Source organism: Azospirillum sp. B4 (assembly GCF_000333275.1).
In the GTDB taxonomy this organism is placed as follows: Bacteria; Pseudomonadota; Alphaproteobacteria; order Azospirillales; family Azospirillaceae; genus Nitrospirillum.
On sequence record NZ_BACU01000043.1, the window covers coordinates 1 to 20,961 of the forward strand.

A 20,961-nucleotide genomic window follows, 5' to 3' on the forward strand; every position below is an offset into this window, starting at 1 on the left:
GCAGAATGCGTTTCTTGAAGCAGTTGTTGAAGAAGATGTCGGCGAAGCTGGGGGCGATGACGCAGCGGATGCCGTAGTCCAGCAGGGCCCAGGGCGCATGCTCACGGCTTGAGCCGCAGCCGAAATTATCCCCCGCCACCAGGATGCTCGCCTTGCGGTAGGCCGGCTGGTTCAGGATGAAGTCCGCCCGGTCGCTGCCGTCCTCGTTGAAACGGAGGGAGGAGAAGAGCCCGCTGCCCAGACCGGTGCGCTTGATGGTCTTCAGGTACCGCGCCGGAATGATCATGTCCGTGTCGATGTTCTGGATCGGCAGGGGGGCGGCGACGCCGGTCAGGATGGTGAACTTGTCCATGGGCTCTCGTCCGGTGACTACAATACGGGTGACGCTGTCTCTTTCTGCCACAAGGATGATCGCTGCAACAACCGTCCGCGATCAGACGGCAACGCGCGCCAGCCCCCACCGAAACGCAAGGGAAGTACGGCGGCGGGGTATTTTTCGAACTTATATTGCGCTGAAGCGGGGTGCGTAGGGGGGCGCAGGGGTGAGTTGATGGGCCGTCGGTTGCTGGCGGCGGGCCGTTTCGATATGAGGAACCGCCCCTATCCCGCAGTCGGTGTTTCCATGAGCGAAGGTCCCCTGTCCGTCTACCGCGCCCGGCGCGGCACCGGCACGCTGAAGGACGATCCCGCCCAGGAACTGGCGGCGGAGAAGCTGCAAAGCCTGTGGCACGCGCTGAGGGACTACCGCCCGGCCCAGGGCCAGGGCGGCTGGCGCGCACGCTTCGGCCTGGCGCGGCGGCCGGACCCGGCACCCCAGGGACTGTACATCTACGGCGATGTGGGCCGGGGCAAGTCCATGCTGATGGACCTGTTCTATGAGACGGCGCCGGTGCTGCGCCGCCGCCGGGTCCACTTCCACGCCTTCATGCTGGAGGTGCATAAGTCCCTGCACGCCCTGCGGCAGCGTCCGGACCTGCGCAAGGATGGGGCGGATGAGTCGCTGCCGGAACTGGCGCGGCAGATCGCGGACCAGGCCTGGCTGCTGTGCTTCGACGAATTCCACGTCACCGACATCGCCGACGCCATGATCCTGGGCCGGCTGTTCACCCACCTGTTCAACCTGGGCGTGGTGGTGGTGGCCACCAGCAACTGGGCGCCGGACGACCTGTACAAAAATGGCCTGCAGCGCGACCTGTTCCTGCCCTTCATCGCCCTCCTGAAGGAAAAGCTGGACGTCCTGCACCTGGAAGGGGCGCGCGACTACCGCCTGGCCCGCATCAAGGGCCGGCAGGTCTATTTCGACCCGCTGGGCCCGGCCGCCACGGCCGCGCTGGAACGGACCTTCACCGAGCTGACGGACGTCCGACCCACCGCCAGCAGCCTGATGGTGCAGGGGCGCACGCTGCCGGTGCCGCGCCAGGCCAAGGGGGTGGCTTGGTTCACCTTCGATGAGCTGTGCCGCCAGCCCCTGGGCTCCGGCGATTACCTGGCCATCGCCACCCACTACCACACCGTGCTGCTGGACGGCGTGCCCATGCTGGACCCCAGCTTGCGCAACGAGGCCAAGCGCCTGATGACCTTCATCGACGCCCTCTACGAGCATAAGGTGCACCTGATCATGGCGGCCGAGGCTCCGGCGGCCCGCCTCTACCCCGAGGGCCAGCACGCCTTCGAATTCCAGCGCACCGTCAGCCGACTGATGGAGATGCAGGCGGAGGACTATTTGGCGTCGGGGCATCTCACTTAAGGCCAGGCACTGGATCTGACGGTTCACCCGCCGACCTGTGTTAGGCTAAACACAAGCGCCCGTGACCCCGCCGGAGGCAGCGTTTGTCGTCCCAGCCGTCCATCGACTATGAGACCGCGAAGACCGTGGCGGCCGGTGGGGACGTGGCGGCGCGGGTGGAGCTGGCGAACAGCCCCCATACCCGGCCGGAACTGCTCTACTACCTGGCCGACGATGATGACGAGCGGGTGCGCGGCGCCGTCGTGACCAACGCCATGACACCGGTGCGGGCCTTCGGACGCCTGGCGCGCGACCCCAGCGACCGGGTGCGGGCGCTGCTGGCGGAAAAGCTGACACGCCTGCTGCCCGACCTGTCGCGGCCCGAGGTGGGGGCCATGCGCGACGTCGCCTACGCCGCGCTGGAACTGCTGGCCGCCGACCAGGTCATCCGCGTGCGCACGGCGCTGTCCAGCGCGCTGGCCGATGTGGAATGCGCGCCGCCCAAGCTGGCGGTGACGCTGGCCCGTGACGTGGCCCGCGACGTGGCCGGGCCGGTGCTGCGCTGGTGCATGGCCCTGTCGGACGAGGAATTGCTGGACATCCTGTCCCGCCGGACGGAGCCCTGGGTGGTCGAGGCGGTGGCCGGCCGGCGCACCGTATCGCGGCCGGTGGGTGACGCCGTGGTGGCGGTGGGCGACCACACCGCCTGGGCCACCCTGGCCGGCAATCCCGGGGCCGACCTGTCGCCCAGGGCCCGCCGCCTGCTGGCGGAGAAAGGCCACATGCCCATCGGCGGCGTGCCGGCGGAGGAAGCGCTGGCGCCCGACCCCAACGCCCCGCCGCCACCGCCCGCCGGTCCCGCCGAGGTGTCGCAACGGCTGGCTGGTGCCGTGGAGGACGCCCTTCGCGAGGGGTTGGCGGGGCAGGGGCTGGACCGGGCCGGCGTGGACGCGGTTGTGGCCGCCGCTTCCCGCCGGCTGGACTGGGCCGCCGGCTACGGCACGCGCGAAGGGCCGGGGGAGAAGGCGGCGCGCCTGGCGGCCAGCGGCGGCCTGAACGAGGATGTGGTGTGCGATGCCCTCAGCTGGGGCGACCGCGACTTCGCCCAGGCGGCGGTGGCGCTGCTGGCCCGGGTGCCGGTGGACGCGGTGCGCCGGGTGCTGGCGACGCAGAGCCCCAAGGCGGTGACGGCGCTTGCCTGGCGGGCCGGGTTCACCATGCGCGGTGCCCGCACCCTGCAGGCCCGGGGCGCCGGCATCGCGCCGCGCAAGCTGCTGAACGCCCGGCTGGGGACCGACTATCCCATGAGCGACGTCGAGATGCACTGGCACCTGGAACTGTTCGACATCCCGCCTAAATGAAATATCCGACCCATCCGAATTCCGCCCCGTTGTGCGCCACGGCCAGCCATCATGGTGCGTCGCAGTAAGGTGCGCCTGGGATCGACGATGGTGCGCCTGGCCCTTGGTTCCGGGCCACACCTTTTTCCGGGGTGCCTGCCATGGCGACGGCGCGCGCCTGGGCGTGCAAGGGGCGCCTTGCCCGGCGGGCGGAATCAGGCTAAGCACCCGGCCTGCGGGCTCCCTCGTTCCTCGGGCCCCGAAGGCCGGGCGCCCTGGCGCCTGGGACCCCGCACGGCGAATTTCCGGGACCTCCGCCCGATCCTCTCGGGCCCGGGTCCGCTATTTCGTTAGCGCCTTGTCACTGAACCCAAAGTTCGCAACCCATAGTTCGAGGAACCCAACCATGGCACGCAAGAAGATCGCGCTGGTCGGCGCCGGCCAGATCGGCGGCACCCTGGCCCTGTTGGCCGGCCTGAAGGAGCTTGGCGACATCGTCCTGTTCGACATTCCCGATTTCGAGGGTGTCGCCAAGGGCAAGGCGCTGGACATCGCCGAGGCCGCCCCCGTGGAAGGGTTCGACAGCGCCCTGACCGGTGCCTCCGACTATGCCGACATCGCCGGCGCCGACGTGGTGATCGTCACCGCCGGCGTGCCGCGCAAGCCGGGCATGAGCCGTGACGACTTGGTCGGCATCAACGCCAAGGTGATCAAGTCCGTCGGCGCGGGCATCAAGGAACACGCCCCGAACGCCTTCGTCATCGTCATCACCAACCCGCTGGACGCCATGGTCGGCCTGATGCAGCAGGTCACCGGTTTCGACCCGGCCAAGGTGGTCGGCATGGCCGGCGTGCTGGACAGCGCCCGCTTCCGCCATTTCCTGGCCGATGAGTTCAAGGTCTCGGTCGAGGACGTCACCGCCTTCGTGCTGGGCGGCCACGGCGACACCATGGTCCCCTCCGTCCGCTACTCCACCGTCGCCGGCATCCCGCTGCCCGACCTGGTGAAGATGGGTTGGACCACGCAGGAGAAGCTGGACAAGATCGTGCAGCGCACCCGTGACGGCGGCGCCGAGATCGTCGGCCTGCTGAAGACCGGCTCCGCCTTCTACGCCCCGGCCGCCTCCGCCATCGCCATGGCCGAGAGCTTCCTGAAGGACAAGAAGCGCGTGCTGCCCTGCGCCGCCAAGCTGACCGGCCAGTACGGCGTGGACGGCCTGTACATCGGCGTGCCGGTGATCATTGGCGCCGCCGGCGTCGAGAAGATCATCGAGATCGAGCTGAACGCCGAGGAAAAGGCCAACTTCGACAAGTCCGTTGCCGCCGTGCAGCAGCTGGTCGAGGTGACCGCCAAGGTCGCCGGCTGATCGTTCGGGTTCCGGTATGACGTCCTGGATGGCCCCGCCCGCATTAGCGGCGCGGGGCCACCTCGCAAACAGATACCGGAATAACGGAAAAGCCACCCGTCCCGTCACTTTCCGCGGTTGATCGGTCCGGCATTGCTCTCTACAGTGCCCCCCGGCGCGGGGTTGGCCCCGCGATCGGCCGCGATCTTTCCGAGGCCGTTTCCCAACCGGAAGCGGGCGATCCCCGAATGAATATTCATGAATACCAGGCCAAGGGCCTGCTGAAGAAATACGGCGTCGCGGTACCCCGCGGTGGCGTTGCCTACACCCCCGAAGAGGCCAAGACCGTGGCCACGGAGCTGGGCGGGCCCGTCTGGGTCGTGAAGTCCCAGATCCACGCCGGTGGCCGTGGCGCCGGGCGGTTCCAGGACAACCCCGAGGGCAAGGGCGGCGTCCGCGTCGTCAAGTCCGTCGACGATGTCGCCTCCAACGCCGCCGAGATGCTGGGCCATGTCCTGGTGACCAAGCAGACCGGCCCGGAAGGCAAGGAGGTCAAGCGCCTCTATGTCGAGGAAGGCTGCGACATCAAGCGCGAGCTGTACCTGTCGCTGCTGCTGGACCGCGCCACCTCCCGCGTCACCGTGATCGCCTCGACCGAGGGCGGCATGGAGATCGAGGAAGTGGCCCACAGCCACCCCGAGAAGATCGTCAAGATCGCCATCGACCCGGTCAGCGGCCTGCAGGGCTTCCATGCCCGCCAGATCGCCTTCGGCCTGAAGCTGGAAGGCAAGCAGGTCGGCGCCGCGGTGAAGTTCCTGTCCGCCATGTACAAGGCGTTCGTGGAGCTGGACGCTTCGCAGGTCGAGATCAACCCGCTGGTCGTGACCGGCGCCGGTGACATCATCGCCCTCGACGCCAAGATGAACTTCGACGACAACGCCCTCTACCGTCACAAGGACATCGAAGATCTCCGTGACGAGAGCGAGGAAGAGGCGTCGGAGACCGAGGCCACGAAGCACGGCCTGAACTATGTGAAGCTGGATGGCAACATCGGCTGCATGGTCAACGGTGCCGGCCTGGCCATGGCCACCATGGACATCATCAAGTTGTACGGCGGCGAGCCGGCCAACTTCCTGGACGTGGGCGGCGGCGCCACCCGTGAGCGCGTGACCACCGCGTTCAAGCTCATCCTGTCCGACCCGAATGTCGAAGGCATCCTGGTCAACATCTTCGGCGGCATCATGCGCTGCGACGTCATCGCCGAGGGCGTGGTGGCGGCGGCCCGTGAGGTCAGCCTGCACGTTCCGCTGGTCGTCCGGCTGGAAGGCACCAACGTCGAGCTGGGCAAGAAGATCCTGGCCGAGTCCGGCCTGCCCATCCTGTCCGCCGACAACCTGGCCGACGCCGCTGAAAAGATCGTCAAGGCCGTGAAGGAGGCCGCGTAATCATGGCCGTGTTGGTTGACAAGAACACCAAGGTGATCTGCCAGGGCTTCACCGGCGCGCAGGGCACCTTCCACTCCGAACAGGCCATCGCCTACGGCACCAAGATGGTCGGCGGCGTGACCCCCGGCAAGGGCGGCACCACCCACCTCGACCTGCCGGTGTTCGACACCGTGGCCGAGGCCGTGCACACCACCGGCGCCAACGCCTCGGTGATCTACGTGCCGCCGCCCTTCGCGGCCGATGCCATCCTGGAAGCCATCGATGCCCAGATCCCGCTGGTGGTCTGCATCACCGAAGGCATCCCGGTCCTGGACATGGTGACGGTGAAGCGCGCCCTGGCGGGGTCCAAGACCCGCCTGATCGGCCCGAACTGCCCCGGCGTCATCACCCCGGACGAGTGCAAGATCGGCATCATGCCCGGCCACATCCACAAGCGTGGCAAGATCGGCATCGTCAGCCGTTCCGGCACCCTGACCTATGAGGCCGTGGCGCAGACCACCGCGGCCGGCCTGGGCCAGACCACCTGCATCGGCATCGGCGGCGACCCGGTCAACGGCACCAACTTCGTGGACAGCCTGCAGCTGTTCCTCGACGATCCGGAGACCGAGGGCATCATCATGATCGGTGAGATCGGCGGTTCGGCGGAAGTCGATGGCGCCGAGTTCATCCGTGACAGCAAGACGAAGAAGCCCGTCGTCGGCTTCATCGCCGGCCGTACGGCCCCCCCGGGCCGCCGCATGGGCCATGCCGGCGCCGTGATCTCCGGTGGCAACGACACGGCCGACTTCAAGGTCGAAGCCCTGCGCGCCGCCGGCATCCATGTCGCCGACAGCCCCGCCAGCCTGGGTTCGACCATGCTGAAGGCGCTGAAGGGCTAAGGTCCGGCGCTGGCCTCTCCCTCCGGGGGCGGTCCTGACGGAGAATGAGAAACGGCGGCCCCTGGTGATGGGGACCGCCGTTTTTCTTTGCCCCGAATGGGTGATCAGCCGGGGCGGGATGGAATCACGGGGTTGTGGGGATGGTGGTGAATTCGCCTTTTGTGACCAGGCCGTGCGGCATGCGCCAGGGCGCCCATCCTTGCAGGACCGAATAGGTTATGCCTTGGCCGTCGGCCTTGGTGATGACCAAGGGTAGGGTGTCGATGGGGATGGGGTGCTTGAAGCCTTCTGGCATGCTCATCCCTTCGAACGGCGCCACGGGGATCAGCAGGGTGACGGGGTTCTGCTGCGGTATCGGGGCGAAGAACTTCCGGCGATAGGGGGCAGCCCCGTCGTGTCCCGCCTCATGCAGGCGATGTTCGATGACGAGTTGGACAGTTGCTTGGCGTAGCCCGCCACCACCAGGCTGCCGCCATGGCCCGTGTCCCACTGGCCGGAGACGTCGTAGTTGACGGCGGTGATGGCCTTCAGGTTGGGGTTGCCCTCGGTGATGGTGGTGACGCCGTTGGAAATGCTGGTCTGCGAGCCGCCGCCCAGCTGCACGAAGGGGGGGCGGGTATAGCTGGTCCAGATGGCGGCGCGGTAGACCGAGTTGTCGTCCGGCCGGTAGTTGGCGAAAATGCTGGGCAGCGGTTCGTTGTAGTGGGTGGCGTTATAGCCCCAGTGGCCCGCCAGCTCGTTGCCATCGGCATCGTGCGGCGTGACCCAGAAGGTGTTGTGGATGGCCGTGTGTTCGAAGCGGAAGCCCGGGATGACCTCCAGGTCATTGAACTTCAGGTTGGCCAGGACATAGGCCGCCGTCACCGCCTCGGTGCCCTTCTGGGTGTTGCAGTTCCAGTTGTTGACGTACAGGCTGCCGCAGCTGTCCAGGTTGCTGGCGCTGGCATAGGTGTTGTACAGGCGGAACAGGGCGGCCTGGTCGATCACCGGCACGGACCAGTTGTAGACGCCGGGATAGACCGAGGAATAGTTGCCGCTGATGATGCCCAGGGAGCCGAAGGTGCGGCCGTCGCTGAAATTGCCGTTGTACCAGTCGCGGTTGGTCACCTGGCGTTCGCTGTCCTGATACTTCACGCCGAACTTGATGAATTCCAGCGGGCCGGCGTTCACGTCGTAGCGGGTGTCCAGCTTGGCGCCGCCGCGCACCTGGCCGCTGTACTGCTCCGTCAGCTCGCCCCGGTCGCGGGCCGGCAGGCTGGCGACATCGCCCAGCTGCGAGATGATCTGCGAGCCGACCAGCGGATAGGGCAGGCCGTTCACGTATGTGGCCAGGATATTGTTGCCGTAGGCGAAGCCGTTGCCGTCGTTCTGGGTGGAACGGGTGGAGATTTCGATGTGGTTGGGGCGGTCGTTGTCACCCCAGCTCAGGAAGACGTTGGGGCTGAAGGTCCAGTTGCCCCACTTCTTCTCGCCGCCCAGCTGCGCCGTCGCCAAGTCCGAGTATTCCGGGTTGGTCTCGTACCACAGGCGGGTGGACAGGTACTGGATGTTGGGATGGTACAGGCCCGTGGTGCCGATCTGGTCATAGGTCACACCCATGCCGACCAGCTGGCTCAACGTGCTGTTCTGCTCCGTCTGCGCCACGGCGTAGCCCAGGCGGAAATAGGCGCTGGTGGTGTCGTCGGGCCGCCAGTCCAGCGAGACGTTGCCGCCATAGCGTTCCGTGTAGCCGGAGGAGACGCCGACGTTGAAACCCGTGGTCTCCAGGTTCTTGGACGGGTCCAGGTTGCTGGGGTTGCTGCCGTCGGCGTTGGCCACGGCGAAGGCCCAGGCGTTGTCGCAGCAGGTGGATTCCATCACCGCGCCCATCTCGCTGTTGGCGTAATGGCGGATGTCGTAATAGGCGCTGACGTAGACGCCGAACTGGCCGTCGCGGCCGAACTTGGCCGCCCCCTCGCCCGCCAGGCCGTAGCCCAGGCTGTCCTTCTTGTAATCCTGCGCCCGCGTCTCCAGCCGGCCGCTGGCGGTGAAGCTGAACATCAGCGGCTGGTTGTAGTCGAAGGCCGTGGGCGTGCGGAAATCAACGGTGCCGCCGATGGCGTCGCCGTCCATGTCGGCCTTGGACGTCTTGTTGACGACGATGGTGCTCAGGCCCGAGGGCGGCAGCAGGCTCAGCTGCACCTCGCGGCTGTAGGGCATGCCCTGGGCGACGTTGACGCCGTTGATCAGGTTGACGTTGTATTCGCCGTTAAGGCCGCGGATGGAGGTGAACATGCCTTCGCCGCGTGACGCGCCGTCGATGCCGCCCACGAAAGACTGGCCGGTGTTCATGACGTTCACGCCGGGCAGCAGGCCCAGCGCCTCGGCCACGTTGTGCACCGCCGTATGTTCCAGATCCGCCGCCGACATGACGTCGACGGTGTTGCTGGCGTTCATCTGCAGGTTCGACGCCTGGTAGCGGTTGGCGGCGACGATGATCTCTTCCAGCACCGCGGTATAGGCCTCGAAGCTGACCGTCACCGCACCGTCCTTGGGTACGGTCACGCGGGTCGAACTGGTGTGAAGGCCGGCGCGCGACGCCGTCACCGTGTAGCTGCCCTCAGGCACGTTGGCCAGGACGAAGGTCCCGTCCTCACCCGAGGTGGTGGAATATGACGTGCCGGGAATGGTGATGGCCGTGGCGGCCAGTGGCTTACCCGTGGCCGGGTCCACGATCGTGCCGGTGATGCTACCCGCCATGGCCGGCAGCGAGAACGCCATCACTGTCGATCCCGCCAGAAGGCCAGCCCTGAATTTGCCCAGGCCCATGTCTTGCTCCCCGATTTAGTGGAGCGGCGGCCGGTTTCCCCGGGCCATCGGCTGCCAGGGAAGGGTGGCTCAGCGCGCCGTTCTACCTACAGAGGAACGCCTGGCCGGCGCCCAAGTCAATTCATTTTTTCTATTTTCTTTATTTTTGATCTAAAAATTCTATTCCATGCGACATCTCGCCTGGAACCGGGGTTCAGAAAAATGGAAAGGGCCATCCCTGAAGATATTGGAATCGTTCGGATCGCCGCTGCAAGCCATACACCCGCACCGGTCAACGGGTGAACAAGGGCGCCAGGTGCCGTTTCATGGACAGGCACAAAAGGGGCGCTTTCCCTACCCCTCCCAGGGCCGGGCGCCACTTGCCGGTGCAAAGGTCAGGGCCAGGAAAAACCCTTGAGGTGCGCGGGGCCGGTTCCACGGGCGGCGGGCGCTTGGCCCGTGCCGCGACTCGCTGACCTGCCGTCCGCCATAAGGACGGGAAGGGCCGGCGCCGTGACCGATCTCAGCGGCGCATGATCCAGTCGTGCGCGGGGTCGTTGCGGAATATCCAGCGCGCTTCCGGCCCCGCCATCACGTCAGGGTATAAAGGTCATAGCCGTGCGGCGCGCCCACCGGATGGTATCCCCGGGGGACCATGACGACATCGCCGTCCTGCACGCAGATGGTTTCGTCCAGGCTGCGGTCGTCGGTGTAGACGCGCTGGAAGGCGAAGCCCTGGGGCGGGTTCAGGCGGTGGTAATAGGTTTCCTCCAGCGCCGTCTCCCGCCCGGCCGCGGCCGTGTCGTGCTTGTGCGGCGGATAGCTGGACCAGTGCCCGCCGGGGGTGATGACCTCGACCACCAGCAGGCTGTCCGCCGGCTTGCCTTCCGGCAGGATGTTGCGGACATGGCGGGTGTTCGTGCCCTGGCCCCGGACCTCGCGCGGCATTTCCGCCTCCGGAATGACGCGGGCCTCGGCGCCTGCGTGGCCCGGGGCGGTGCAGACGGCCAGCTCGACCGCGTCCGTCGCCACCACGCGATAGGCCTGGCCCGCCGGCACGTAGACCGCACCCGGTGCCTTGTCCTCGAACACGCTGGCGCGGCCGCCGAGTGGCCCCAAATCCTGGTCCCCCGCCGTCACCCGCGCCGTGCCCGACAGCACCACCAGGCAGGCCTCGCGCCCCGGCTCCGCCCCGTCCAGGACCTGGCCTGGGGCCAGCCGGTGCAGGCGGAAGCCGACATGGGTCCAGCCGGCACTTTCCGGCGTCACCTCCAGCACGCGGCCAGTGGCGTCGGGCACCTGGGAACGCACCAGCAGGGGCGACACGCTCATGACGCCACCGTCAAGCCGGCGCCCGCCGCCGCCTGCTGCAGGTGGCGTAGGCCCATCTCGCCGTATTGGCGCGGGTCGGCCTTGGCGGGGTCCTGCTCCGCCTCGATGATGACCCAGCCGGCATAATCGATATCGGCCAGGGCGCGCATGACGGCGCCATAGTCCAGGCGCCCGTCGCCGGGCACGGTGAACATGCCGTCCAGCACGCCGTCCAGGAAGCTGCCGCCCCGGTCCATCAGGGCCTGGAACACGGGCTGGCGCACATCCTTGCAATGGACATGGGCCACGCGGGCCGGATGGGCGCGGATGACCTCCACCGCGTCGATGCCGCCCAGGGCGGCGTGGCCGGTATCCACCGTCAGGCCGACGGACGGGCCGGTATGGGCCAGGAACTGGGCCAGATCGTCCGGCCCTTGGACCACCGTGCCCAGGTGGTGATGATAGGCGAAGCGCAGCCCCTGGCCGGCGATGTGGTCGGCGACATCGGTCAGCTTTCGGCCAAAGGCGGCCCACCCGGCCTGATCCAGCCGGGGCGTCTGGACCAGCGGCCGGGCACGGTCGCCATGGATGGCGTTGCTGGTCTCGGCATGGACGAACACCGTGCTGCCCATGGCCTTCAGCAGGGCCAGGTGCCCCTGCAGGGCGGCGATCTCCGCATCGGCGTCGTGGGCCAGCAGGCCGCCGCTGTACCAGCCGCCCACCAGGTCCAGGCCATGGCGGGCCAACAACGGCTTCAGCGCCTCAGGGTCGCGGGGAAACTTGCCCCCCAGCTCGATACCGCTGAACCCGATGGCGCGGGCATCGGCCAGCACCGTTTCCACCGGCGTCGCCCCGCCCAGCTCGGGCATGTCGTCGTTGATCCAGGCGATGGGGCTGACGCCGAAGCGGATGGACCCTGAGCTGATGGACCCTGAGCTGATGGACATGGCGGGCTGCTCTCCCTAGCGTTGACCTTTTGTTTTCTCGTCATAGACGGCGCGGGCCTCGCGCACGGCCGGCCGGTCGGATACTTCAGGCACGGCCACATCCCACCAGGCGCCCCCGGCGGGGGTGGACACGGCCGGGTCGGTGTCGATGACGATGACATGCACGCCCCCGCCCGCCCGCGCCTGGGCCCGCGCCTGGGCCAGCGCCGCCTCCAGCCCCGCGATATCCGCCACCTTGAGGGCCCGCGCCCCCAGGCTGGCCGCGTGGGCGGCGAAGTCGATGGCCGGCAGGGCCGTGTGGCGCGTGTCGGCCAGCAGGTTGTTGAACGGGGCGCCGCCGGTGGCGCATTGCAGCCGGTTGATGCAGCCGAAGCCCCGGTTGTCCAGCACGGTGATGATCAGCGACAGGCCCAGCATGACCGCCGTGGCGATCTCGGAATTCATCATGAGGTAGCTGCCGTCGCCCACCAGGACGTGGACCTCGCGCTCCGGCTCCGCCAGCTTGACGCCCAGGCCGCCGGCGATCTCGTACCCCATGCAGGAATAACCGTATTCCACATGGTAACCACCGGGCCGCCGCACCCGCCACAGCTTGTGCAGTTCGCCGGGCAGGCCGCCGGCGGCGCAGACCACGACCGCGTCCGGCGCCGCCTGGCGCCAGACCGCGCCCAGCACCTGGGCATCCGTGGGCAGCGCCGCGCCACCCCCCTTGTTGGCGTACTCTTTCGGGGCCGCCGTCGCCGCCCCCCAAGCCTCATCCCAGGCCAAGGCCGGCGCCGCCAGGGACCGCGCCCAGTCGGCCGGCACCCGCCACCCGGCCAGCAGCGGCGCCAGCCCGGCCAGCACCGCGCCGGCGTCCCCCACCACCCCGACCGCCCCCTGCTTGGCCGCGTCGTGGGCCGAGACATTGACCTGGACCAAGGTCCGCGCCGCCCCCTGGAACAGGGCGCGGGACCCGGTGGTGAAATCCTGCAGGCGGGTGCCGATGCCGATGACCAGATCCGCCTCGGCCGCCGCCGCGTTCGCGACCCCGCTGCCGGTCACGCCGATGGCGCCCAGGTTGCACGGATGGTCCCAGGGCAGCGCCCCCTTGCCCGCCTGCGTCTCCGCCACGGGTATGCCGGTGGCGGCCGCCAGCTCCGCCAGCGCGGTCTCGGCCCCGGCATACAGCACCCCGCCGCCGGCGATGATCAGCGGCCGGCGCGCGGCGCGGACGCGCACCACCAGGTCCGCCAAATCATAGGGATCGGCCGGCGCGCGGCGGACGCGCCACAGGCGGGGGGCGAAAAAGTCCTCGGGATAGTGCCAGGCCTCCGCCTGCACATCCTGGCAGAAGGCCAGGGTGACCGGGCCGCAGGCCGCCGGGTCGGTCAGGATGGCCATGGCCTTGGGCAGCGCGTCCAGGATCTGCTCGGCCCGTGTCAGCCGGTCGAAATAGCGCGACACCGGCCGGAAGCAGTCATTGGCCGACACGGTGCCGTCGCCGAAATCCTCGATCTGCTGCAACACCGGATCGGGCCGGCGGCTGGCATAAACGTCGCCGGGCAGGAACAGCACGGGCAGCCGGTTGACATGGGCCAACGCCGCCGCCGTCACCATGTTGGTGGCGCCCGGCCCGATGGAGGTGGTGCAGACCATGGCGCGCCGCCGGCGCGTCTGCTTGGCGTAAGCGACGGCGGCATGGGCCATGGCCTGTTCGTTGTGGGCGCGTTAGGTGGGCAGGACATCCTGGTTGGCCTGCAGGGCCTCCCCCAACCCCGCCACGTTGCCATGGCCGAAGATGGCCCAGCAGCCGGCGAAGTACGATACCGGCCGCCCGTCCGGCCCCTCGACCCGTTGCGCCGCCAGATGGCGCACCGTCGCCTGGGCCGCCGTCAGGCGCAGGGTTCCGGCGGTCACCGGCCCCCACCCCCGGCCACGCTCGCGCGGGCCTGCCGCCAGGCGTCCACCAGGGTCTTCAGCTTGCCCGCCATCATGGCCACCACCTGTTCATCGTCCAGCCGATTGGAAAACCAGCCGCGCGCGACATCATAGAAGATGGTCCGCCCGACGGCGAAGCCCTTGACGATGCCGGCGGGGGCCGCCGCCTGGAAAGAGGCCAGCAGCTCCTCCTCCGGCGCCGACAGGCCCAGCAGCACCACCCCCCGGCAATAGGGGTCGTTTTCCAGCACCGCCGCCTCGATGTTGCGCCACGCTTCGGGGTCGGTCACCGGTTCCAGCTTCCACCAGTCGGGCTTCACCCCGATGGCGTAGAAGCGGCGGATGGCGCGCGCGGCCGTCGTGGCGTCGACCGGCAATCCCGCCGGGATGATCACCTCGGCCAGCATCTCGTGCCGCGTCTTGCGGCAGGCGTCGAACAGGCGCAGCAGCTGCCGCTCCTGCCGGTCCCGCAAATCCTCCGGATCATCCGGGTGGTAGAAGACCAGGCATTTGACGACATGGGTCAATGGCCATTCCGTCAGCTCGGTCGCCACGTCGGCGGAGCTTTCGAACACCAGCGGGCGGGACTTCGGCTCCTCGATGGGGCGGCCGATCCAGTAAGGGGCGTCGGCGGCGGTGGCCAGCGCGTCGAAGCCGTACCGGCCGTCCAGCAGCAGGCCGAAGCGGTCGTCCCCGCCGGCCACCCGCTCCACCGCCTTCAGGGCCAGGGCCTTGAACTGGGGAATGCGGGCGGGATCGGCATCCAGTTCCCGCGCCAAATCCTCGAACTGGCTGCGGTGGTCCACCGCCAGGACGGTCAGCTCGTCATAGCGATGCCGCCGCGTGGTGGCCCAATGGATGTGTTCCAGCTCCGCGCTGTCGCGCAGGCGGTGGGGCAGGCTGGGCTGGGCCAGGAACCATTCCAGTTCCGGCCAGGTGGGCATGGCCGGCGCGCAGCCGTGGCGGGACACGACGATGGCGCCGCAGGCGTTGCCCCAGGCGCAGCACCGCTCCAAGGGCTCGCCCCTCAGCCAGCCGCGCAGGAATCCCGCCATGAAGGCGTCGCCAGCACCCAGGACGTTGAACACCTCGACCGGGAAACCGGGCACCACGACGCCATCCGCCAGGGTGGCCGGAATGGCGCCGGGGAAAGCGGTGCAGCCGGCCGCCCCCCGCTTGCAGATGATGACGGCGTCGCTCAGGGCGCGGATGGCGCCCAGGGCGGCCAGGGTGTCGGTGGCACCGCCCAGGATGTGGATTTCCTCCTCCGTGCCAACGATCAGGTCGCACAGGGGCAGCACCTCGCGCAGGCGGGTGGTGACGCCCTCATGGGCGACGAAGCGGTCCTCCCCCCGGTCGCGGCCGGCCAATCCCCACAGCACCGGGCGGTAGTCGATGTCGAACACCACCCGGCCGCCGCTTTCCTTCACCAGCCTGGCCGCCGCCACGCTGGCGGCGAAGGCCCGGGGCTGCGACAGGTGGGTGCCGTTGATCAGTACCGCCCCGGTGTGGCGCAACCAGTCACGGTCCAGGTCTTCCACCCCCAACGCCATGTCGGCGCAGTTCTCGCGATAGAAGATCAGGGGGAAGTTTTCCCGGTCGCGAATGCCCAGCACCACCAGGGCGGTCAGGCGGTCCGGATCGGACACCACGCCCGTGACGTCCACCCCTTCCCGCTCCAGCTCCTCCCGGATGAAGCGGCCCATGTGGTCGGCCCCCACCCGGGTGACCAGCCCCGTGCGCAGGCCCAGGCGCGCGCCCCCGGCCACGGTGTTGGTAGGACTGCCGCCCAGGTACTTGGCGAAGGAGGCCATGTCCTCCAGCCGGCCGCCCACCTGTTGGCCGTAGAGGTCGACGCTGGATCGGCCGATGGCGATCAGATCCAGCGACTTGGGAAGGGTTTGGACGGGGGATTGCGCAGAAGACGCCATGCCGGTTCCAGCCTTGGGGGTGCCGGATCAGCACCCGATAGAATGGAACGTATATTCCACGTTCTATGTTTTTGTAAATAAAATATCGGAAATGGATTTCATGCCTTCCGCCGGCGCGGGCGCGAGGCGTTCCGGGCGCCGGCCCGTTCCCGCTCGAACGCCAGGCTGATGACCAGGGTTTGGGCCAGGCACAGGGACGCGGCCAGCGAGCGGAAGCCGCGCACCTCGGACTCGCGCACCTGCAGGACCTGCGCCGCCATCTTGGCCATGGGGCTGACCAGACTGTCGGTGATGGTCAGGACCTTGGCCCCGGCCGACACCGCCCCCTCCACCGCGTGGACGGTTTCCTCGGCATAGGGGTGATAGCTGACGGCGATCAGCAGGTCGGACTCGCCGATGGCGCCGATCTGCTGGCGGGTCAATCCGCCCACGCCGTCGACGAAGACTGTGCGCTTGCCCACCTGTTGGAACGAATATGCCAAGTAGGAGGCCACCGGGAACGCGCGGCGGAAGCCCATGATGTACAGGGTCTGGGCCTGGTCGATCAGTTTCACGGCCCGGGCCACTTCGGCCTTGGTCATGGTCTGGCGCAGGTTTTCCAGCGCCAGCGTGTCGCGGTCCACGAACTCGGCCAGCAATTCCCCGTCATCGCCGGCGCCGGCCTGGGTGTCCAGGGCGGCGTTGAACTGCCGCACACGCTCGCCATAGCCCAGGGCGGTGTGGTTGGCCAGCAAGCCGTCGCGCAGCAGGCGCTGCATGGGCATGGCGCCGGAATAGCCCAGCGCCTTGGCGAAGCGGACGATGGCCGAGGGCTGGACGCCCGACCGCTCCGCCACCACGGCCAGGGTTTCCAGCGCCAGGTCGTCCGGATGGTCCAGGACGAAACGGGCGATCTGTTGCAATCGCTTGCTGAAGGTGTCGTAGCGTTCCAATATGGCGGCGCGCAGTTCCTCGGCCGTGCGCGGCACAGTGGCACTCCCCGTCATCGCCCCTCCAAAATTCATGTGGCCCCAAGAATAAACGCTCACCGGGCGAAGGCAACGCCACCCGACGTTATGGATATTCCATCATACCCCATGGTATGATATTTTCATTCCATAATGTGATGATGACCGCCCCGCCGGTGCCGCAGAGGTCCGCGCCCGTCAGGCGGCCAGGCCTTGACAGGGAGCCTGCATGTTCGACATCGCCATCCTGGGCGCTGGCCGCATCGGCCGCATTCATGCCCGCAACGTCGCGGCCCATCCGGCCTTGCGCCTGAAGTATGTCATCGACCCCAACGCCGCCGCCGCCAACGCCGTTGCCGCGGAGACGGGGGCCACCGTCACCGACCTGGAAGCCGCCCTGGGGGACGAGGGCGTGCGCGGCGTGATCATCGCCAGTTCCACCGACCTGCACCTGGACCAGGCCGCCCGCGCCATAACCGCCGGCAAGGCCGTGCTGTGCGAAAAGCCGCTGGACATGGATTTGGCCCGCGCCCGGGCCGCCGCCCCCACCCTGGGCGGCGACGTCCCCTTGATGCTGGGCTTCAACCGCCGCTTCGACCCGCATTTCGCCACCCTGAAGGCCCGACTCGAGGCCGGCGCGGTGGGCACGCTGGAAACCCTGCAGATCACCAGCCATGACCCCGCCCCGCCGCCCATCAGCTACATCAAGGTCTCCGGCGGCTTGTTCAAGGACATGGCCATCCACGACTTCGACATGGCCCGGTGGCTGCTGGGCGAACCTGTGGTGGAGGTGTACGCCGCCGCCAGTTGCCTGGTGGACCCGGCCATCGGCGAGGCCGGCGACATCGACACCGCCAAGACCATCCTGCGCACCGCCACGGGCAGGCTGTGCGTCATCAGCAACAGCCGCCGGTCCGGCTATGGCTATGACCAGCGCATCGAGGCCTTCGGGTCGCGCGGGCTGCTGCGCGCCGACAACATCCTGGAAAGCAGCGTCTCCACCTGGGGCGGCACCGGCGGCACCCACGGCATGGCCAGCGACTCCTTCCAGAACTTCTTCCTGGACCGCTATGCCGAGGCCTACCGGCAGGAGGTCGTCCATTTTTCCGAGATCCTGGCCGGCACCGCCCAACCCGGGGTGGGTTATGCCGATGGCGTGGCGGCCCTGGCCCTGGCGGAGGCCGCCGCCCAGTCCGCCGCCACCGGCCAGGCGGTCCGCCTATGACCACGGTGGCGGAGCCCGCGTCCGCGCCACCCCTGCGGCCCGTCCGGGGCATCGGCCTGGGGGGCGGCCTGGCCGCCAACATCCTGAACATGGTGGGCATCGGCCCCTTCATCACCATACCGCTCGCCATTTCCGCCATGGGCGGGCCGCAGGCCATGCTGGGCTGGCTGGTGGGCGCCGTGCTGTGCGCCTATGACGGCCTGGTGTGGGCGGAGCTGGGTGCCGCCTTTCCCCGGTCGGGGGGCCCCTACCATTACCTGCTGCACGCCTTCGGTCCCGCCCGCCTGGGCCGGCTGTTCAGCTTCCTCTATCTATGGCAGTCGCTGCTGATCGGTCCGCTGTCCATCGCGTCGGGCACCGTGGGCCTGGCGCAGTACGCCAGCTTCCTGGCGCCGGAGATGAAGCCCTGGCACATGATGGCCATCGCGGCGGCGGTCTGCCTGCTGAACACCGCCCTGCTGTACCGCGACATCCGCTCCATCCAGCGCCTGTCCATCGCCATCACCGTGGTGGTCGTGGCCTCGTGCCTGTGGATCGTGTTCAGCGGCGCCCTGCATTTCGACGCCAGGCTGGCCTTCGACTTTCCGGAAGGCGCCTTCAAGCCCACGGGCGCCTTCTGGATGGGCATGGGCTCCGCCACCCTGATCGCCGTCTATGACTACGGCGGGTACAACAACGTCTGCATGATCGGGGAGGAGATCAAGAACCCCGGCCGCACCATCCCCCGCGCCGTGCTGCTGTCCATCGCCATCGTGGCCCTGCTGTACCTGGGCCTGAACCTGTCCATCCTGGGCACCCTGCCCTGGCAGACGGCGCAGAAGTCCAGCGCCGTGGTGGCGGACTTCATGCAGATGATCTACGGCCATTGGGGTGGCGTGGTCGTCTCCATCCTCATCCTGATCGCCAGTTGGGGGTCGGCGCTGGTGGTGCTGCTGGGCTTCTCCCGCGTCCCCTACACGGCGGCGGTGGACGGGCGCTTCTTCAAGCCCTTCGCCGCGCTGCACCCCAGGGGGCGCTTCCCCACCGTGTCGCTGCTGTTCATGGGGGGCGCCTCCGCCATCGCCTGCTTCTTCTCCCTGGCCGACCTGATCGCCGTGCTGATCGTCATCCAGACCCTGTTCCAGTTCACGGCCCAGTGCGTGGCCGTGGTCATGCTGCGCCGGCAGGGCCCAGCACAGCCGGGACAGTTCCGCATGCCGTTGTACCCCCTGCCCGTCATCATCACCATCGCCGGCTGGCTGTACATCGTCGCCACCAGCCAGCCCCGGCACATCGCCATCGGGGTCGCCATGCTGGCCCTGGGTGTGGCGGTCTATCTGGCGCAAAGCCGGCGCGAGGGGGCCTGGCCCTTCCGCGTGCCGGCCTGGCGGGCGCCATGACCGGCAAGACCCATGACGTGGCCGTGGTTGGCGAACTGTACATCGACCATGTGCTGAGCGGCTTCGCCACCTGGCCCCAGCCGGGGGAGGAGGTGGTGACCGACGCCTACACCCGTGAGGTGGGCGGCGGGGCCGCCAACACCGCCTGCGGCCTGGCCCGCCTGGGCCGCGCGGTCCGGCTGGTCGGCATCGTGGGTGAGGCGGACACCCCCTGGTTCCAGCGGCGCCTGGCGCCCTATGGATTGGACACGGGCGGCCTGCGCGTGGGCGTCGGCGCCACCGGGATCAGCATCAGCGTCTCCACCCGGGAGGATCGGTCCTTCTTCACCCATATGGGCGTCAACAAGGCCTTGCCCGCCCTGCTGGTGGACCCGGCGATGGTGGCCGACCTGGCCCGCGCCCGCCATGTCCACTTCGCCCTGCCATTGGAGCGCGCGGTGGCCGGGGCGCTGCTGCCGGCCCTGCGGGCCGCGGGCTGCACCACCTCGCTGGACGTGGGTTTCCAGCCGGTGTGGCTACCCAACCCCGCCAACCATGCCACCTGCCAGGCCGTCGACCATTTCCTGCCAAACGAGAAGGAGGGGGCGTTGTTCTGCAACAGCGACGGGGCGGTGGACTACCTGACCCTGGCCCGGCGCCTGGCCCTGCCCCATCCCGTGCTCAAGCTGGGCCCGCGCGGCGCCATGGCCCTGGACGGTGACACGACCGTCACCGCCGCCCCGCCCCTGGTGGAGGCCATCGACACCACCGGCGCCGGCGACGCCTTCGACGCGGGCTACATCGACGCGCTGCTGGACGGCGCGCCAGTGCTGGAACGCCTGCGCCGCGCCTGCATATGCGGCGCCCTGTCCACCCGGGTGGCGGGCGCCTTGGGGGGCATCCCCGACCGAACGGAACTATGGAGCGTTTATGAGCAATCCTACCGATCGTAAGATCGCGATGATCGGCGGCGGCGGCGTGCGCACCCCGCTGGTCATCTTCGGCATCAACGAGGCCGCCGCCGCCCTGGGCGCCCGCGAGATGGTGCTGTACGACCCGGACCAGGAGCGTCTGAAGGTCATCGCCGCCCTGGGCCGCGCCGTCGTCGCCAAGGAGGGGGGCGGCCTGATCATCCGGGAAACCGCCTCCGTCGAGGACGCGGTGGAGGGCGCCGACTTCGTCCTGAACAGCGTGCGCGTCGGCGGCATCGCCTCGCGCGCGGCGGATGAACTGGCGGCCATCAAGCACGGCTATCCGGGGCAGGAGACCACCGGCCCGGCCGGCGCCGCCATGGCGCTGCGCACCGTGCCCGTGGCCCTGGACCATGCGCGGGTGGTGGAACGGCTGGCGCCCAGCGCCTGGATCGTCAACTTCACCAATCCCGCCGGCCTGATCACCCAGGCCATCAGCACCCACACCAAGGCGCGGGTGGTGGGCATCTGCGACACCCCCACCGAGCTGCTGCACCGCATCACCCTGGCGCTGGGCGCCCGGCATGACGAGGTGGTGTGCGACTACGTCGGCCTGAACCACCTGGGCTGGGTGCGCCGCATCCGCCTGCGCGGTGAGGACGTGACCGACCGGGTGCTGGACGACGACACCATCCTGTCGCAGCTGTACACCGCCCCGCTGTTCGACTTCGCCATGATCCGCGCCCTGCGGCTGATCCCCACGGAATACCTGTTCTTCTACTACAGCCGCCGCCGCGCGCTGGAAAACCAGAAGCGCCAGGGCAGCAGCCGGGGCACGGAGGTGGAGCAACTGAACCACAGCTGTTCGCCACCCTGAAGGACCGCCTGGG

Annotated in this window: 17 protein-coding genes and 1 pseudogene; 9 read left to right on the plus strand and 9 right to left on the minus strand. The window is 68.7% G+C overall.

Annotation, left to right across the window (positions count from 1 at the left end; genetic code table 11):
* A partial coding sequence (leuD, locus tag I55_RS01770) for a 3-isopropylmalate dehydratase small subunit (protein ID WP_044558732.1) occupies nt 1-352 on the minus strand: 352 nt, incomplete at its 3' end.
* A gap of 270 nt (nt 353-622) precedes the next feature.
* Between leuD and zapE the strand changes: the two genes are divergently transcribed.
* The 5 genes from zapE to sucD all read left to right on the plus strand — a co-directional run bounded on the left by zapE (nt 623) and on the right by sucD (nt 6,734).
* The gene (zapE, locus tag I55_RS01775) at nt 623-1,747 is read left to right on the plus strand and encodes a cell division protein ZapE (RefSeq protein ID WP_044558733.1); all 1,125 of its coding nucleotides are present in this window, start codon (nt 623-625) and stop codon (nt 1,745-1,747) included.
* An 83-nt stretch (nt 1,748-1,830) separates the two neighbouring features.
* The gene (locus I55_RS01780; protein WP_049973737.1) at nt 1,831-3,087 is read left to right on the plus strand and encodes a DUF2336 domain-containing protein; all 1,257 of its coding nucleotides are present in this window, start codon (nt 1,831-1,833) and stop codon (nt 3,085-3,087) included.
* Nucleotides 3,088-3,472: 385 nt separating this feature from the next.
* Nucleotides 3,473-4,432, plus strand: coding sequence for a malate dehydrogenase (gene mdh / locus I55_RS01785; protein WP_044558734.1), 960 nt, complete (start codon nt 3,473-3,475; stop codon nt 4,430-4,432).
* 227 nt (nt 4,433-4,659) lie between these two features.
* A complete protein-coding gene (gene sucC, locus I55_RS01790) occupies nt 4,660-5,856 on the plus strand; it encodes an ADP-forming succinate--CoA ligase subunit beta (RefSeq protein ID WP_044558735.1) in 1,197 nt (398 codons plus the stop codon).
* A gap of 2 nt (nt 5,857-5,858) precedes the next feature.
* Nucleotides 5,859-6,734 carry a succinate--CoA ligase subunit alpha gene (gene sucD / locus I55_RS01795; protein WP_004274388.1) on the plus strand — a complete coding sequence of 292 codons (876 nt, stop codon included), beginning with the start codon at nt 5,859-5,861 and terminating at the stop codon, nt 6,732-6,734.
* A gap of 124 nt (nt 6,735-6,858) precedes the next feature.
* Here the strand turns inward: sucD and I55_RS36725 are convergent, their stop codons facing one another.
* From I55_RS36725 to I55_RS01825, 8 genes and pseudogenes are all read right to left on the minus strand, one after another.
* Complete coding sequence (locus I55_RS36725) at nt 6,859-7,035, minus strand: hypothetical protein (protein ID WP_159107087.1); 177 nt, start codon at nt 7,033-7,035, stop codon at nt 6,859-6,861.
* A gap of 23 nt (nt 7,036-7,058) precedes the next feature.
* Complete coding sequence (locus I55_RS01800) at nt 7,059-9,494, minus strand: TonB-dependent receptor (protein ID WP_252180978.1); 2,436 nt, start codon at nt 9,492-9,494, stop codon at nt 7,059-7,061.
* A 618-nt stretch (nt 9,495-10,112) separates the two neighbouring features.
* On the minus strand, nt 10,113-10,853 hold the full coding sequence (gene iolB / locus I55_RS01805) for a 5-deoxy-glucuronate isomerase (protein WP_307718689.1): 741 nt from the start codon (nt 10,851-10,853) through the stop codon (nt 10,113-10,115).
* Nucleotides 10,850-11,779 (minus strand): myo-inosose-2 dehydratase, encoded by a 930-nt coding sequence (gene iolE, locus I55_RS01810; protein ID WP_044558738.1) that lies wholly within the window; start codon nt 11,777-11,779, stop codon nt 10,850-10,852. Before iolE ends, iolB begins: the two co-directional genes overlap by 4 nt.
* Before the next feature lie 15 nt (nt 11,780-11,794).
* Nucleotides 11,795-13,477, minus strand: a pseudogene (gene iolD / locus I55_RS01815) (3D-(3,5/4)-trihydroxycyclohexane-1,2-dione acylhydrolase (decyclizing)); the annotation flags it as partial.
* A 12-nt stretch (nt 13,478-13,489) separates the two neighbouring features.
* Nucleotides 13,490-13,678, minus strand: a complete 189-nt coding sequence (locus I55_RS39265) for a hypothetical protein (protein ID WP_307718690.1) — start codon at nt 13,676-13,678, stop codon at nt 13,490-13,492.
* A complete protein-coding gene (gene iolC / locus I55_RS01820; RefSeq protein ID WP_044558739.1) occupies nt 13,675-15,630 on the minus strand; it encodes a 5-dehydro-2-deoxygluconokinase in 1,956 nt (651 codons plus the stop codon). The genes I55_RS39265 and iolC overlap by 4 nt, the downstream gene beginning before the upstream one ends.
* Nucleotides 15,631-15,728: 98 nt before the next feature.
* On the minus strand, nt 15,729-16,616 hold the full coding sequence (locus I55_RS01825; protein WP_044558740.1) for a MurR/RpiR family transcriptional regulator: 888 nt from the start codon (nt 16,614-16,616) through the stop codon (nt 15,729-15,731).
* A 190-nt stretch (nt 16,617-16,806) separates the two neighbouring features.
* On the opposite strand from I55_RS01825, the gene iolG reads away from it, so the two are divergent.
* Genes iolG through I55_RS01845 form a run of 4 tightly spaced genes read left to right on the plus strand, consistent with a single transcriptional unit; the run spans nt 16,807 to nt 20,948 of the window.
* Nucleotides 16,807-17,802: an inositol 2-dehydrogenase gene (gene iolG / locus I55_RS01830; RefSeq protein WP_044558741.1), complete on the plus strand. Its 996-nt coding sequence runs from the start codon at nt 16,807-16,809 to the stop codon at nt 17,800-17,802.
* Nucleotides 17,799-19,181, plus strand: a complete 1,383-nt coding sequence (locus I55_RS01835) for an APC family permease (RefSeq protein WP_044558742.1) — start codon at nt 17,799-17,801, stop codon at nt 19,179-19,181. The genes iolG and I55_RS01835 overlap by 4 nt, the downstream gene beginning before the upstream one ends.
* Nucleotides 19,178-20,113 (plus strand): carbohydrate kinase family protein, encoded by a 936-nt coding sequence (locus I55_RS01840; protein ID WP_044558743.1) that lies wholly within the window; start codon nt 19,178-19,180, stop codon nt 20,111-20,113. Before I55_RS01835 ends, I55_RS01840 begins: the two co-directional genes overlap by 4 nt.
* Nucleotides 20,091-20,948, plus strand: coding sequence for a hypothetical protein (locus I55_RS01845; protein WP_083900762.1), 858 nt, complete (start codon nt 20,091-20,093; stop codon nt 20,946-20,948). Before I55_RS01840 ends, I55_RS01845 begins: the two co-directional genes overlap by 23 nt.
* Nucleotides 20,949-20,961 lie beyond the last annotated feature (13 nt).